The 14,237-nt window shown below is 69.8% G+C and carries 14 protein-coding genes and 2 pseudogenes; 13 read left to right on the plus strand and 3 right to left on the minus strand.

Annotated features, from left to right (window positions below; all coding sequences use genetic code 11):
* Nucleotides 1–265: 265 nt before the first annotated feature.
* Nucleotides 266–1,606: a hypothetical protein gene (locus ADL01_RS37690; RefSeq protein WP_053746580.1), complete on the minus strand. Its 1,341-nt coding sequence runs from the start codon at nucleotides 1,604–1,606 to the stop codon at nucleotides 266–268.
* Nucleotides 1,607–1,799: 193 nt separating this feature from the next.
* Here ADL01_RS37690 and ADL01_RS37695 point away from each other — a divergent pair, with 193 nt between their 5' ends.
* The 9 genes and pseudogenes from ADL01_RS37695 (at nucleotide 1,800) to ADL01_RS37725 (ending at nucleotide 6,952) form a co-directional block, all read left to right on the plus strand.
* Complete coding sequence (locus tag ADL01_RS37695; protein WP_053746581.1) at nucleotides 1,800–2,216, plus strand: hypothetical protein; 417 nt, start codon at nucleotides 1,800–1,802, stop codon at nucleotides 2,214–2,216.
* A complete protein-coding gene (locus ADL01_RS37700; RefSeq protein WP_053746582.1) occupies nucleotides 2,213–2,449 on the plus strand; it encodes a hypothetical protein in 237 nt (78 codons plus the stop codon). The genes ADL01_RS37695 and ADL01_RS37700 overlap by 4 nt, the downstream gene beginning before the upstream one ends.
* The gene (locus ADL01_RS37705) at nucleotides 2,446–2,691 is read left to right on the plus strand and encodes a hypothetical protein (RefSeq protein WP_053746583.1); all 246 of its coding nucleotides are present in this window, start codon (nucleotides 2,446–2,448) and stop codon (nucleotides 2,689–2,691) included. The genes ADL01_RS37700 and ADL01_RS37705 overlap by 4 nt, the downstream gene beginning before the upstream one ends.
* Nucleotides 2,692–2,857: 166 nt before the next feature.
* Nucleotides 2,858–4,054, plus strand: a complete 1,197-nt coding sequence (locus ADL01_RS37710; protein ID WP_234354938.1) for a phosphotransferase — start codon at nucleotides 2,858–2,860, stop codon at nucleotides 4,052–4,054.
* Nucleotides 4,055–4,083: 29 nt separating this feature from the next.
* Nucleotides 4,084–4,230, plus strand: a pseudogene (locus ADL01_RS47350) (NAD(P)-binding domain-containing protein); the annotation flags it as partial.
* Between the two features lie 153 nt (nucleotides 4,231–4,383).
* Nucleotides 4,384–4,656, plus strand: a pseudogene (locus ADL01_RS45570) (hypothetical protein); the annotation flags it as partial.
* A gap of 479 nt (nucleotides 4,657–5,135) precedes the next feature.
* Nucleotides 5,136–6,050, plus strand: a complete 915-nt coding sequence (locus ADL01_RS37720; protein ID WP_053746584.1) for an LLM class F420-dependent oxidoreductase — start codon at nucleotides 5,136–5,138, stop codon at nucleotides 6,048–6,050.
* Between the two features lie 58 nt (nucleotides 6,051–6,108).
* Entirely contained in the window at nucleotides 6,109–6,324 is a 216-nt protein-coding gene (locus tag ADL01_RS47000; protein ID WP_234354939.1) for a hypothetical protein, read from the plus strand.
* Nucleotides 6,293–6,952: a LuxR C-terminal-related transcriptional regulator gene (locus ADL01_RS37725; protein ID WP_420719780.1), complete on the plus strand. Its 660-nt coding sequence runs from the start codon at nucleotides 6,293–6,295 to the stop codon at nucleotides 6,950–6,952. The genes ADL01_RS47000 and ADL01_RS37725 overlap by 32 nt, the downstream gene beginning before the upstream one ends.
* A gap of 46 nt (nucleotides 6,953–6,998) precedes the next feature.
* On the opposite strand, the gene ADL01_RS37730 is transcribed toward ADL01_RS37725, so the two are convergent.
* Complete coding sequence (locus ADL01_RS37730; RefSeq protein WP_053746585.1) at nucleotides 6,999–7,790, minus strand: hypothetical protein; 792 nt, start codon at nucleotides 7,788–7,790, stop codon at nucleotides 6,999–7,001.
* A gap of 93 nt (nucleotides 7,791–7,883) precedes the next feature.
* Complete coding sequence (locus tag ADL01_RS37735; protein WP_199835065.1) at nucleotides 7,884–8,618, minus strand: hypothetical protein; 735 nt, start codon at nucleotides 8,616–8,618, stop codon at nucleotides 7,884–7,886.
* 212 nt (nucleotides 8,619–8,830) lie between these two features.
* Between ADL01_RS37735 and ADL01_RS37740 the strand changes: the two genes are divergently transcribed.
* The 4 genes from ADL01_RS37740 (at nucleotide 8,831) to ADL01_RS37755 (ending at nucleotide 14,173) form a co-directional block, all read left to right on the plus strand.
* The gene (locus tag ADL01_RS37740; protein WP_053746612.1) at nucleotides 8,831–9,607 is read left to right on the plus strand and encodes an SDR family NAD(P)-dependent oxidoreductase; all 777 of its coding nucleotides are present in this window, start codon (nucleotides 8,831–8,833) and stop codon (nucleotides 9,605–9,607) included.
* Nucleotides 9,608–9,758: 151 nt separating this feature from the next.
* Nucleotides 9,759–10,877 (plus strand): LLM class flavin-dependent oxidoreductase, encoded by a 1,119-nt coding sequence (locus ADL01_RS37745; RefSeq protein WP_078961012.1) that lies wholly within the window; start codon nucleotides 9,759–9,761, stop codon nucleotides 10,875–10,877.
* A 114-nt stretch (nucleotides 10,878–10,991) separates the two neighbouring features.
* Nucleotides 10,992–12,725: an N-acyl-D-amino-acid deacylase family protein gene (locus ADL01_RS37750; RefSeq protein WP_053746587.1), complete on the plus strand. Its 1,734-nt coding sequence runs from the start codon at nucleotides 10,992–10,994 to the stop codon at nucleotides 12,723–12,725.
* On the plus strand, nucleotides 12,722–14,173 hold the full coding sequence (locus ADL01_RS37755; RefSeq protein ID WP_053746588.1) for an aldehyde dehydrogenase family protein: 1,452 nt from the start codon (nucleotides 12,722–12,724) through the stop codon (nucleotides 14,171–14,173). Before ADL01_RS37750 ends, ADL01_RS37755 begins: the two co-directional genes overlap by 4 nt.
* The last annotated feature ends 64 nt before the right edge of the window (nucleotides 14,174–14,237 follow it).

Raw genomic sequence — 14,237 nt, forward strand, 5'->3', positions numbered from 1 at the left:
GTTCCTGTTGACCGGGGGGTGAGACGGCGTTCGGGGGCGGAGCCCGAACTTCTCGGTGCCGCCCGGCACCCGCCGGCACAGGCCCTCACCTCCAGCCCGTTGGTGGGAGCACTTCCCGGGGTGGCGTCCCGCCGGGCGGAAGGGGGCACGGGCGGGGCATCGTTCGCGTCGTCACACCGGGGGAACGTCGGCGGCCGAACAGGGCGTGACGTGCGGCGGCGCTCACCCCGTACCGATGTCGGGGTGAGCGCCGTGATGTAAGACGTCAGGCTGTCTTGAGAGCGGCGACGTGCCTGGCTCGTTCTTCCAGCTCCCGTGCTCCGGCGACGCGCCGGTAGGCGGGGAGGGCCTTGAGCATCGTTTTCAGGTGGTCGTCTCCTCGGGCAGAGGAGATCGTCACATGCTCGTCCAGGAAGGTTGTCCAGGTCTGGCAGGCGGCTTCGATGTGCCGCATGCGGAACTGCCGTTCGGCGGTCACGCCGAGGCAGTGCAGGCGGCCTTGCCGCTCCAGCGGGGAGCGGGCGGTGTTCGAACGGCGCAAAGAGGCGATGGAGCCCTCCTTGTCGCCGAGGTGCCAGCGCACGTGTGCCTCGTGGAAGAAGTAGGCGGCCTGGTCGTATCCGCCTACGGCATCGCGTCGGTCGTCGGCGCGGGACAGTGCGCTCTCCGCCTCATGGAGCCTGGCCAGTGCGGTCGTGCGGGCGTTGGTCATCGCTGCGGCGGCGGCCTGCTGGCCGCGCAGGAAGGCCACCAGGCGCGGGCCTGCGGAGGGCGCGGCCTCGGCGGCGGCGTCGGCGAGTTCCAGGCCCTTCTTGCCGTGGCCAAGATGCGTCGCCTGCAGGCTCATGCCACGCAGGGTGCGGCAGTACGTGACGTGGTCCTCGGCGGCACCCGCGAGCTCGAGGGCGCGCAGGTAGTACGTCTGGCCCAGGCCCTGCTGGTCTTCGTACATGGCCATCCAGCCCGTGAGATACACGAAGTCCGCGACGGCGGCCCTCATGTCGCGTTGCACCTCGTCCGTTCCGCTCGCGCGCAGGTAGGGGCCGGCGGTGTTGACGAGGAAGGCGGCGGCCATCGGACGGGCGTGGCCTGCCCCGACCTGGTCGAGGATGTCGGCGACCTTGTCGGTCATGGTGCGGACGGTCTCGACGTCGGAGCGGCCGATGTGCACCGTCCGCCCAGCCGTCACTGACTCCAACCTCCCCGCCACGTCCTCGTACCGCGGCACGGCCAGCGCCGCGGCGTACATTCCGGTCTTCAGCACTCCCCGGCGTGTGGGATCCATGTCTGCCCGGCTCAGGTCGATCACTCCTGCCACGAAGTCGCGCTCTCCGGCCGGGTTCTCCTCGGTCTCCCAGCCGACCTCCGCGCACGTTACGGGCCGTCCGAGCAGCCATGAGAGCGCCTCGGTGACGGCGGGCCGCGCCTCGGGTTTCGGGACGGATCCGGCGAGCCAGTGGGACACGCTCGTCTTGTCGTAGTGCATGCGGAGCCCCAGTTCGCGGCCGGCGGCGTTCACCCGCCGTGCGAGCTGCGCGTTTCCGATTCCTCCTGACCGCATCAGGGCCGCAAGGGCTGCGTTCGGTGTTCGCGGTCGACGTGCCATCAATGACCCCCAGGTGCGTTCAACCAGTTCAACCGTGCTTCCACTCTGCTCCCTTACCCGGGGTCGCGCAGGGGAGTTGAGTGATTACCGGCCGTTCGGTGATCGAACCCGTACGGCCGTCGACTGCCCGGTCCGCCCCTCCGACCCCGAGGGGGCGGACCGGGCGCCCAGGACGACGAAGAGGCCCACCACGATGACCAGACAGCCAGACACCCGGGAGACGACCTCTACAGCCACCTCCCGCCCTGACCTCGACATGGCGGTGCTGTACGTGTGCGCCGAGCGAAGCAAGCTCACCCCCACGCTGGCGGCCGACCGCGCCGAGGCCGAAGGGCACGAATTCGCCGAGGCGCGCGGGCTGACGATCACAGAAGTGGTCACGGACCCGTACGGCGAACCGGACCCTTGCCACCGCGAGGGATGGACGCGGGTGCGGGAGCTGGCGGAGTCCGGCGCGGTCGGCGTGGTGATCGTCCGGTGGCCCGCGTGCATCGCCCCGGAGCCCTCACACGAGCTGAGGCACCGCGAGATCAGCTGGTTGCAGGACCGCGGCGTACAGGTGCGGTACTCCTGGGAGCCGCTGGCCACGGGCGGCGGTGAGGTCAAGTGAGCGCCGTGCGAGACCTGCTGCATCGCGACCACCCCTGGATCGGCCGGGCTGTCGAGGACACCGCGACCGGTCGTCGGGGCATCCTGCGGGCCATCGCTCCGGACGTCGACCAGTCACGCCCGGTGGCATGGCTGCTGCCGGCGGGCGGCGGGATGGAGTGGACCACGGACCCGGGCTCGCTCGCCAACCCGGCGCCCCTCACGTCGGACACGCACCCCAAGGGGGAGCAGTGAGCGGCGCCCACGCGCGGCCGTGGCGTCCTGGCCGCGCCGTGTTGGTCCTGGCCGCGCTGGGTCTGGCTCCGCTCGCGATGGTGCTGGCCCACCGGGCAACGGCCGTCCCGCTTGCGGTCTCGGTGCCGGATGCCGCGCCCGGGACCAGCCCGGAGCTTCGCGTCGGCGGACTGGCCGACCGCGCCGAGCAGCACCCCGACCGATACGGCGAACGCCCGCGCCTCGTACGGCGGACTTCCTGACCATCTCTCCCCGAGACACCCGATGCCCTGTCCCTGTGGGCTCGGGTGCGCGGGGGCTCCCGGCAGGTGGGCCGCTCCTCAACTGGCCTGCCGGGAGCTCCTCCTCATGCGCCAGCCCATCCGGTGCCCCGGGCGGGTTTCCCATCCACTGCCGTTGGAGGCGTACGTGAGCACCACAGCCGTGAGCGCATCGCCCGAACACGTTCCCCCCGTCCCGGACGCCGACGAGGTGTTCACCTTCGCCGTCCGGGAGATCGCTGCCGCTGCCGCCGACCTGTGGCCGCGCGCCGACGTCGACCTCGGAGTCCACGTCCCGAGCGTCACCGGCTACGTGCGCCGGATCCGCGTGGACGGGCGCATCCTGTACGCCAAGTACGCCTTCCCGGTGTCGCTGGTCTCGCTGCTGCGGGGCGCCTGCGGCCCCTGGCCGGCGGTCCGGGCGGCGCAGCAGGCGTACGTGCAGCGTCCCGGCGCGCTGATGGACCGGGAGGCCGCGCAGTTGCGGCTCCTGGCCCAGCAGGACTCTCCCCGGGTCTGCGCCGTGGCCGGACTCGCGCGAGGGGTGCTGTTCACCGAGTCGGTGACCGGCCCGACCCTGGCCGACCTGCTCCTGCAGCGTCCGCACGATGCGGCCGATCTCCTCAGCAGCACGTTCGGCGAACTGCGGCAGCTTCACCACCCGTCCGCAGCCCGGCTGCTCGGCCCGGCCCGGGTCATCGGGGAGCGCAGCATCCGGGGAACCTTCCAGCGCAAGTTCAACGGACTGAGCGGCCCCACCTACGTGGAACGGCTCGGGGCCGAACGCTGCGCGCCCGACGACCGCGCCCTGGTCGTCGGCCTGCTGCGCGACGTCGTGGTCCGACTGCACCGGCTCCAGGCCACGGGGCTGCCCCAGCAGGCGAGCCGGAGGGTGCTGGCGTACGGGGACCTCAAGCCCGAGCACGTGGTCTTCCCCGAAGGAAACTCCGGTCAGCCGGTGTTCATCGACCCCGGCCTGCTGCTCGCCCCTCCCGTCGTGGATGCCGCGAGGCTGATCAGCCGTACCGTGCTGCTGCTGGCCGCTGCCCGGCCCGGTGTCGAGACGGGCCAGCAGGCCATGGACGGGGTCAGCGCCTTCGCCGTGGCGCGGACGTGGCTGCAGGAGCTGCTGGTGCTGTGGCTGATGGACAGCGTCAACATCCTCACCACGTACCTGTCCGCGCCCGGCACGCTGCCGCTGCCCGGTCGGGGCAGCGCGCTCGTCGGCCGGGCCGTCGACCTGTGCCGGATGGCCGATCAGCTCAGCTCGGAGCTGGCGGCCGGCGCCGATGCGCGCGCCGTGTGGGAAAGCGCACTCGGCCTGGCTCAGGCGGTCGCCGCGTGAGGCCGGGGCCTGTGGGCTCGGTCGGTGTCGTGGGCGCCGGAGCTGTCGGGCAAGCGGTCGCCACCACCCTCGTGGCCTCCGGCATCTGTGAACGGCTGCTGGTCGTCTCCCGCACGCCGGATCGGGCGGTGGCCTTGGTCGCCGACCTCGACGACATGCGCCAGAGCACCGCCTCGCCCGTGCAGCCCGAAGCCCGCCGGGTGGCGGACCTGATCGGCTGTCACGCCGTGGTCGTCGCCGCGCGGGCCTCGTTCACCAACACCCGTGCCACCGACGTGCGGATGGGCGGTGCGGTGGCCAACGGGCCCGTCATCCGCACTCTGGGCACCGCGCTGCTGTTCCCCCGCATCGACCCGGCCACCGTCCCGGCCCTGGTCGACGGTGAGCGGACTCTCGGCGAGAGCGACTTCATGTCCGGCGCCACCGAGGACCGTTACCCGGACCACTTCGGCCTCGCCCACGGCATCGACGGCGGTGGCAGCGACCTGGCCCGGGCCACCGTCGCCGAACACCTGGCCGCCCTTCCGCACCACCAGGTCGTCCTCGGCCACGACGTGACCGCCAACGCCGACTTCCTCGCCAAACTCGCCGACCACCTGTAATGACGTGGTCGGTTGAAACCCTAGGCCAGGCCGTGCGGCTCAGTCCTCCGAGGCGCTGACCGTGGTGGTGTTTTTCGCTGGGGCTTGGCCAAGTAGCACACGGTCACCATCCCGGTTGGCCACTGATCCACCGCGCGCCGCCGGAGGCGTTCTTGGATGCGATTTCAGCGTTCCTGCTACGGAGCAGGAACGCCGTCCCTGCCCGCCGACGCTTCCTCGGACGCCGTGAACACTACGCAGCCACCCACCGGGCCGTCGCCAGCCTGATCTCGGACCGCGCCGCCCAGCGGACCACCCGGCACAAGCCGAGCACCGAACTCGTGCCGGGACGGGATGGGACGGATAGGGGCGGCAGGGGCGGGCAGGGAAGGCCGGCGACCCCTTGCCTCGCGACGCGGCAGCCGTAACGATGACCACTGCGGCCCGAATTGACGGACCGTCAGATCAGATCGGTTCCAGGCAGGGAAAGGGACGCGCCCATGACGTACGGCATGCAACTCCCCATCCAGTCCCAGTCCACCCTCTACACCGAACCCTGGGAATCCTCGGCCACCCCCGCCGACCTCCTCGACATAGCCCGCGCCGCGGACCTCTCCGGCTTCGCCTACCTCGCGACCTGCGACCACGTCGCGATCCCCCGCCGCCTCGCCCCTGCGATGAGCACCGTCTGGTACGACCCCGTCGCCACCCTCGCCCACCTCGCCGCCGTCACGGAACGCGTCCGGCTCCTCAGCCATGTCGCCGTCGTGGGCCTGCGCCACCCCCTCCTCACCGCCAAGCAGTACGCCACCCTCGACCACCTTTCCGGCGGGCGCCTGATCCTCGGGGTCGGGGCAGGCCACGTACAGGAGGAGTTCGAGGCGCTGGGGGTCGACTTCGAGCGCCGGGGTGCCGTGCTCGACGAGACGATCGACGCGTTGCGTGCCGCGCTCGGTCCGGACGAATTCCCCGAGCATCACGGGAAGTTGTACGACTTCGAGGGCCTCGGCCAGCGTCCACGGCCCACGCAGGTACATGTACCCCTCTGGGTCGGCGGCTCGTCCCCCGCCGCCGTACGCCGCGCCGCCCTCAAGGGCGACGGCTGGCTCCCGCAGGGCGACCCGCGCGACCGGCTCCCGGACCAGATCGCCCGGATCAGGCAGCTGCGCGAAGAGGCCGGCGTCGAGGGGCCGTTCACCATCGGCGCCATCACCGAGCCGCTGTACGTGAGCGAGCCGGGCTGGGATGTCGGGCGGCGGACGCTCAGCGGGGCGCCGGAGGCCCTCGCCGAGTCGCTGCGGGCGTACGGCGCGATGGGTGTGGACCAGATCCAGGTGCGCTTCCGGAGTCGGAGTCGTACCGAACTCATCGACCAGATAAGGCAGTTCGGGGACGAGGTGGGCCCACTTCTGTAGAGCGGCCCGGGAGGCAACCTGTCTGACAGCCTGACTGGTTCTCTTATAAGTTTTGAACATGTCCATGCTGGGGCGCGTACGTATGAACGTACGGACGTCACGGTTCCGGCGGAAGGACATGCACGGTGCGCACTTCCCGGCTCGTCGCTCACTGCTCACCCATGCCTCCGTCCTCCCCGACGGCCTCTTCGAGGTCCTCCCCGGCGCCCTCCCCTGCGTCGTCACCCGCACCGCTGCCCAGGGTGGCCGTCGCCCTCGCCTGCGCCGAGGGTGAGTGGCCGGACGAGGGATGGCCGGCCCCCGACGACCCGCACGTGGGGCGGGCGTCGCGTGTGGCGCCGCCCTACCGTGAGCTGCGCGAGGAAGGCGCCGTGGACGTCGTCGTCCTGCGCTGCGAGGAACCGGCGACCGAGTTCCCGGTGCTGCTGAGGGCGATGGGGGGTGTGAGCGTTCCGGTGATCGTCGTCAGTCCCCGGCGGGACACCGAGACCGTCGTGGAGGTGTTCCGGGGCGGGGCCGGATACCTGGTCGAGGGCGACTACTGCACCTGCATGCTGGCCTCGGCGGTCATGGCGGCCACGGTCGGGCACACCTACCTCTCGCCGATCGCGTGCGCCGCCCTGCGCGAGGGCGTCCAGCGAGTGTCCGGGGAGGGGACGGGGGGCGCTTCCGGCGCGGGGACGGCGATGGAGCGGCTGCGGAGTCTGCTCTCGCCGCGCGAGCGGCAGATCATGGAGCTGCTGTCGACCGGTCTGGGCGCCCAGGAGATCGGGCTGCGGCTGACGCTGAGCGAGAAGACGGTCCGCAACAACCTCAGCAACATCTACGCCAAGCTGAACGCCCGGGGGAGTACGGACGCGGTGCTGAGATGGCTGGGGGCGACCCCGATCGTTCGCTTATGAGAACAACCGGTGTCGCCGTATCCGCTGCCGCTCCTCTCGGATATCGCTACGGCGCGGGAATCTCCGTCACCGGGATATCCACGTCCGTGACACTCGCGCCGCCCTCGCCGAATCCGGGTTCTGCCCTGACACTGTTCTCCGAGTTCTGGATTCCGTTGGCCTGCGGAGTTCCGCACTCGACGTTGCGCAGCCAGAGCCGGCCGTCGGGGGAGCCGCTCTTCAGGAGCTGCGGATAGAAGACGTGCACACTCGTGCCGCCCTCACTAGGCGAGAAGAACACTTTCTGGCCGTTCTGCTCTTCCTTGTACGTGGCCCTGAGGAATCCGCTGACGTCGGTCCGCTTCTCCGCCCACATGAAGAAACCGATGTGGTTGGGTTTCACGGTGTCGGTCCGGGAGAAGTCGAAGCCGGTTCCCTTGTCGTCACGTTTGAGATTGATCTCCGTGGTGTTGAACTTGGCACCGATCTCGAAGAACGAGTTTCCCAGTTTCGAGTCGGCGGATGCGGTGAACCCGTCCTCCAGTGTGATGGACCTCGACACCGAGGCGGACACGCTGAAACTCTTCGAGAGGGCGCTCGTGGAACCGCAGTTGTCGGTCACGGTGGAAACGCGCTGATTGGGGCCGAGACTGTTGTTCCTGAACTGGACGTCGACGAATTCGCAGTTGTCGAGCTTGTCCGAGTTCTCCGCGCAGTCTTTGGTCACTTCGGAGGGGGTGGCGGCACCCGCCTGGTTCATCAGCGGAATGGCCACCGCGATGGCCACCAGCGGTGCCATGGCGATGACGATGCGCTTCTTCTTGCTCCGGTGATTTCCCTTGCGGCCGGTGCGAGTCATGGTGCGTCTCCTTGCGGGAATGCTTGCGGGAAAGCTTGCGTGGAAGAGGGGAGTTGACTGCGTTTCCGCAGCTGGATGGGGGGGGGCCGGTCCTCAGCAGTCGGTCAGGACGGGCTTGGCCACCCCGTCCGCGATGCCCGGCGCCCCGGCGGCGCCCGGCAGGATGGCGGGACCTTCGACGAGCTCCGACGCGACGAAGTTCTTCTCCGGTGAGGGGTTCACGGCGAAGCTTCCCGGATTGGCGTTGACTCGCACCCGCCATTCTCCGGTCATGCGCTGCATTTTCGGCGTGAACTCCATGTGCAGGACCTTGCCGACCGGAACCTCACGGTTCTCCGTGTCGCCGGCGGTCACCGATTTGACGGTCATGTCGGACGTTCCCTTGTGCTTGAGCCAGGACCCGCTCAGAAATCCGAAGAGCCCGCCGCCGGCGCCCTGCTGGGTCGCGGTGTACTTACCGGATCCCTGGGCCACGGTGGCCTTCCAGGTGATCGACACCTTCGCCGCTTCGGTGGCGTTCGGCTCACAGTTCGGAAAGTCGATGGAGGCCTTCTCCGTGGGGCCGTCGAACGACTCGAAGTTGGTCTCGACGTAGTCGCAGTTGTCCGCCTGGAAGCCATCCCCGAAGGAGGCCCCGAAATCCTCCACCGACCTCTGTTTTCCGTTGACCACCTTCGACCTCTCGCACATCTGGATGACCTGCTCGGGAGTCCTCTCCTCGGCTGCGTTCGCCGACGGAAGGAGGGTGATGATCGCCCCGCCGGTGGCGAGTGCCGATGCGACCGCCACGAACCGGACCTTCTTGTTCTTCAGACGCCTCTTGGCCATGTCGCTCCGTCCCTGGGAAAGCTTGATCTTCGTTTTACTTGGTCGTGAAGGATTATTGACGCCACCCTTAGATCGGCACAGGGTCAAATATCCCTACTCCTCGGTTACTTGGGGTGTGCTCTCGCACACACACGCGCACTATCTGACGCATCGTCAGACTCGGCGCTACGATGCTGGCCTCCACCGATGTGAACGCTGTGAAGGGGTTCCGCATGGGCAAGCTCGACGGACGGGTGGTCATCGTCACCGGCGCGGCACGCGGTCAGGGGGAGCAGGAGGCCCGGCTCTTCGTCGCGGAGGGCGCGCGGGTGGTCGTAGCGGATGTGCTCGACGACCAAGGGGAGGCTCTCGCCAAGGAGTTGGGCGCGCTGTACGTCCATCTCGACGTGCGCGAGGAGGCGGGGTGGCAGGCGGTCGTCGCCGCCGCCGAGAAGGCGTACGGCCGGATCGACGGGCTGGTCAACAACGCCGGCATCCTGCGCTTCAACACCCTCGTCGACACGCCCCTCGACGAGTTCATGCAGGTCGTTCAGGTCAACCAGGTCGGCTGCTTCCTCGGGATCAGGACGGTCGCGCCGCGCATCGCCGACGCAGGCGGCGGGACGATCGTCAACACCGCCTCGTACACCGGGCTGACCGGCATGGCGGCGGTCGGGGCGTACGCGGCGAGCAAGCACGCCATCGTCGGCCTCACCCGGGTCGCCGCACTGGAGCTGGCGCGCCGGAGGATACGGGTCAACGCCGTGTGTCCGGGCGCGATCGACACCGCGATGTCCAACCCGGCGGCACTGGACCCGGCGGCGGACGCGGAGAGCTCCGCGCAGGGCATGGCCAAGCTGTACCGCAAGCTCGTACCCCTAGGCCGGATCGGCCGCCCGGACGAGGTGGCGCGCCTCGCCCTGTTCCTCACCTCGGAGGACTCGTCGTACATCACGGGCCAGCCGTTCGTGATCGACGGTGGCTGGCTGGCGGGGGTGAGCGCCTTCTGACCTGCCCGCCCCGGCATCGACGCCCAGTACCCGGGTTGCTGTCCTGACGGGCCGTCAGCTATTGACGCTCCAGGCCACCGGTGCGACAGTCGACAACGCATCTGACGGTACGTCAGAAACGGTAGACTTGGACTGGGGACGGTGAACCTCCTTGGAATTCGGGCTCTTTGTACAGGGATACGTGGGCAAGCGGGCCGAGACCGATCCGCTCGCGGAGCACAAGGCGCTGATGGAGGAGACTGAGTACGTCATCCAGGCGGACAAGTCGAACTTCAAGTACGCCTGGGTGTCCGAGCACCACTTCCTGGAGGAGTACTCGCACATCTCGGCCAGCGACGTCTACCTCGGCTACCTCGCCCACGCCACCGAGCGCATCCACCTCGGCTCCGGCATCTTCAACCCGCTCGCCCCGGTCAACCACCCGGTGAAGGTGGCCGAGAAGGTCGCCATGCTCGACCATCTCACCGGCAACCGCTTCGAGTTCGGCTCCGGCCGGGGCGCCGGCTCCCACGAGATCCTCGGCTTCATGTCCGGCATCACCGACATGAACCACACCAAGGAGCTGTGGGAGGAGACGATCGCCGAGTTCCTCAAGATGTGGACGCAGGACGAGTACGTCGGCTTCCAGGGCAAACACTGGTCGCTGCCGCCGCGCAAGGTCCTGCCCAAGCCGTACGGGCCCTCGCACCCCGCGATGTGGTACGCCGCCGGCTCGCCTCCCTCGTACGCCATGGCCGCCCGCAAGGGGCTCGGGGTTCTCGGGTTCAGCGTGCAGAAGGTCTCCGACATGGAGTGGGTGCTGGAGCAGTACAAGACGGCGATCGTGGACGCCGAGCCGGTCGGGGACTACGTCAACGACAACGTGATGGTGACGTCCACGGCGATCTGCGCGCCGACGCACGCGGAGGCGGTACGGATCGCGGCGGGCGGCGGGCTGCACTATCTGCAGTCACTGCTCTTCCGGTACCACGACACCTTCCCGCGTCCCGAGGGGTTCCCGGTGTGGCCGGAGACGCTGCCCGAGTTCAACGAGGAGATCATCGAACTCCTCATCGCCGAGGAGCTGTTGATCTGCGGTGACCCGGACGAGGTGCTGACGCAGTGCAAGCGGTGGGAGCAGGCCGGGGCCGATCAGCTGAGCTTCGGCATGCCGATCGGGATCTCCCGGGAGGACACGCTTCAGACGATCCGGTTGGTCGGTGAGCATGTGATTCCGAAGATCGACACGGATCCTGTGCACAGGACGTCCCGTTTCCGGCAGGGCGCCTGATCGCCTTGGAGCCGCGGGCCGTTCGCGTCTGCGGGGCGGTCTGTGGCTGATCGCGCAGTTCCCCGCGCCCCTTTGGGGCGCCTCCGTGTGGACGTCAGGGATAGAGGTGCAGCCATGCTTGACCATCTGATCAGGGGCGTCACCGTCGTCGACGGGACCGGCGCGCCCGCTTACGTCGCCGATGTGGGGCTGCGTGACGGTCGTATCGCCGTCATCGGTGCCGCCGTGGCCGAGGACGCCCGGACGATCGAAGACGCCTCCGGGCTCGTCCTCGCGCCCGGGTTCGTCGATCCGCACACGCACTACGACGCCCAGCTCTTCTGGGACCCGTACGCGACTCCCTCCCTCAACCACGGCGTGACGACCGTCGCCGCCGGCAACTGCGGCTTCACGCTTGCTCCGTTGAATCCGAAGCGGCCGGACGACGCCGACTACACGCGGCGGATGATGTCCAAGGTCGAGGGGATGTCCCTGGTCGCGCTGGAGGAGGGGGCGCCCTGGAGCTGGAACAGCTTCGGGGAGTACCTGGACGCGCTGGAGGGGCGGATCGCCGTCAACGCCGGTTTCATGGTGGGCCATTGCGCGCTACGGCGGTACGTGATGGGGCCGGACGCGGTGGGCGGTCAGCCGACGCAGCAGCAACTCGACGCCATGCTCGGGCTGTTGCACGAGGCCATGGACGCCGGCGCCTGGGGATTCTCCACCACCCAGTCGTCCTCGCACTCCGACGGCGACGGCAAGCCGGTGGCGTCCCGGCACGCGCTGCCCGCCGAACTCATCGCTCTCTCCAGGGCTGTTGGCGAGCACGAGGGCACCCAGATCGAGGCGATCGTCGCCGGATGCCTCGACCAGTTCAGCGACGCCGAGATCGATCTGTTCGTCGAGATGAGCGCGGCGGCCGGGCGCCCCCTGAACTGGAACGTCCTCACCATCGACTCGTCCGTACCGGCCCGCGTACCCCGCCAGCTGGAGGCAAGTGAGCGCGCCCGAAAGGCGGGTGGCCGCATCGTCGCCCTCACCATGCCCATCCTCACGCCCATGAACATGTCCCTCGGCACCTTCTGCGCGCTGAACCTGATCCCCGGCTGGGGGCCCGTGCTGGGGCTTCCGATCCCCGAGCGCATCATCCGGCTCGGCGACCCGGCGGTGCGGGCGGAGCTGGTCCGCCGGGGGCAGAGCGAGGAGGCGGGCGTCTTCAGGCGGCTGACGGACTTCGGGCGGTATGTCATCGGGGACACCTACAGCGCGGCGAACGAGGGACTGACGGGGCGGGTGGTGCAGGACATCGCCGCCGAACGCGGCATCGACCCCTTCAGCTGCCTCGTCGAGATCTGCGTCGCCGACAACCTGCGTACGGTCCTGTGGCCCATGCCCACCGACAACGACCCGGCGTCCTGGACGCTGCGCGCCGAGACCTGGCGCCACGAGGACGTGCTGCTCGGCGGCTCCGACGCCGGCGCGCACCTGGACCGGATGTGCGGTGCCCCGTACACGACCCGTTTCCTCGGCGACTGTCTGCGCGGGCGCAAGCTCGTGCCGCTGGAGCGGGCGGTACAGATGCTGACCGACGACCCGGCGCGGCTGTTCGGCCTCCGGGAGCGCGGGCGCGTCCAGGAGGGCTTCCACGCGGACCTGGTCCTCTTCGACCCGGAGCGGATCGCCGCCGACAAGGCCACCCTGGTGCACGACCTGCCGGGGGACAGCCCACGTCTCGACGCGAAGGCGATCGGGGTAACGGCTGTGTGGGTGAACGGAGTTGAGGTGATCCGGGACGACACGGTGACGGGTGCGGTACCCGGCACAGTGCTTCGCTCGGGCCGGGACACGGCCACGGTGAGCACCAAGTGAGCGACGGACAGCGGCTGTTCGTCGGCGGTTCGTGGGTGGAACCGGCCGACGGGCACTACGAGGTGATCGACCCGGCGACGGAGGACGTCGTCGGGCGCGCGCCCGAGGCCTCGCGCGATCAGGCGTACGCCGCCGCCGCGGCGGCCCGCGAGGCCTTCGGGCCGTGGTCGCGCACCTCACCGGAGGAACGCGCCGCTGTCCTGGCCCGTGCCGCGGACATCATCCAGCGCAACCTGGTGCCGTACGCCGCGCTCGCCCAGGCGGAGACCGGCGCCACGACGGGGACGGCGCGCGGGATGCAGGTGGGCATCGGCGCGGCCCGTTTCCGCCGGTACGCGACGGTCGAGCCGGCCGAGTGGGCGATCCCGCCGCAGGTCAACGAGGGGGGACCGTTCGGGAAGGCCGCGGTGATGGGCGCGCTGGCGATACGCCAGCCGGTGGGTGTGGTCGCCTGCGTCACCTCGTACAACAACCCGTGGGCCAACCCGGCCGGCAAGATCGCGCCCGCCCTGGCGATGGGCAACACGGTGGTCGTGAAGCCCGCTCCGCAGGACCCGCTGTCGGTGTACCGGATGGCGGAGGCGCTGGAGGCGGCGGGCGCGCCGCCGGGTGTCGTCAACGTGGTCAGCGGGACGCGGGCCGAGGTGGGGGAGGCGGTCGTCGACTCCCCGGACGTCGACATGGTCAGCTTCACCGGCTCGACGGCGGTCGGGCAGCGGATCGCCGAGGTGTGCGGCCGGGGCATGAAACGCCAGTTGATGGAGCTGGGCGGGAAGGGCGCGGCCCTCGTCTTCGACGACGCGGACGTCCGCTCGGCGGTCGCGGGCATCGGCACGACGTTCTCCTTCTACAGCGGCCAGATCTGCACGGCACCGACACGGGTGCTGGCGCAGCGGGGCGTGTACGGGCAGGTGGTGGAGCAACTGGCGGCGTACGCCCGGCACTTGAAGGTGGGTGATCCGCGCGCGGAGGGAACGGTGGTCGGGCCGGTGATCTCGGGGGCGCATCGGGACCGGGTCGAGGCGTACGTCGAACTGGGGCGCAAGGAGGGCGCGGTGGTCGTCGCGGGTGGCGAACGCCCGCCGTACGACCGGGGGTTCTATGTCGCCCCGACGCTGCTGGCCGACTGCACGAACGACATGCGGGTGGCCCGGGAGGAGATCTTCGGCCCGGTGGTGACCGTCATCCCCTTCGACGACGAGGAGGAGGGCGTCGCGCTGGCCAACGACAGCGAGTACGGCCTCATCGACTACGTCTGGTCGGGCGACGTGGCCCGCGCGTTCCGTGTCGCCCGGCGCCTGCGGGCGGGCGGGGTCGGCGTGAACACCGTCGGCCGGAACATGGAGGCACCCTTCGGCGGGTTCAAGCGGAGCGGAGTGGGGCGCGATGTGGGCTCGTACGCGCTGCACGCGTACGGGGAGGTGCAGGCGGTCGTCTGGGCCGGGTGAGAGTGGTGAGCGCGTACGGCTGCGGGTGGCAGTGCCGGAGCAAGGCGAGGTGTGGACGGCCGGG

The organism is Streptomyces sp. NRRL WC-3618 (genome assembly GCF_001280005.1).
Taxonomy (GTDB): Bacteria; Actinomycetota; Actinomycetes; order Streptomycetales; family Streptomycetaceae; genus Streptomyces.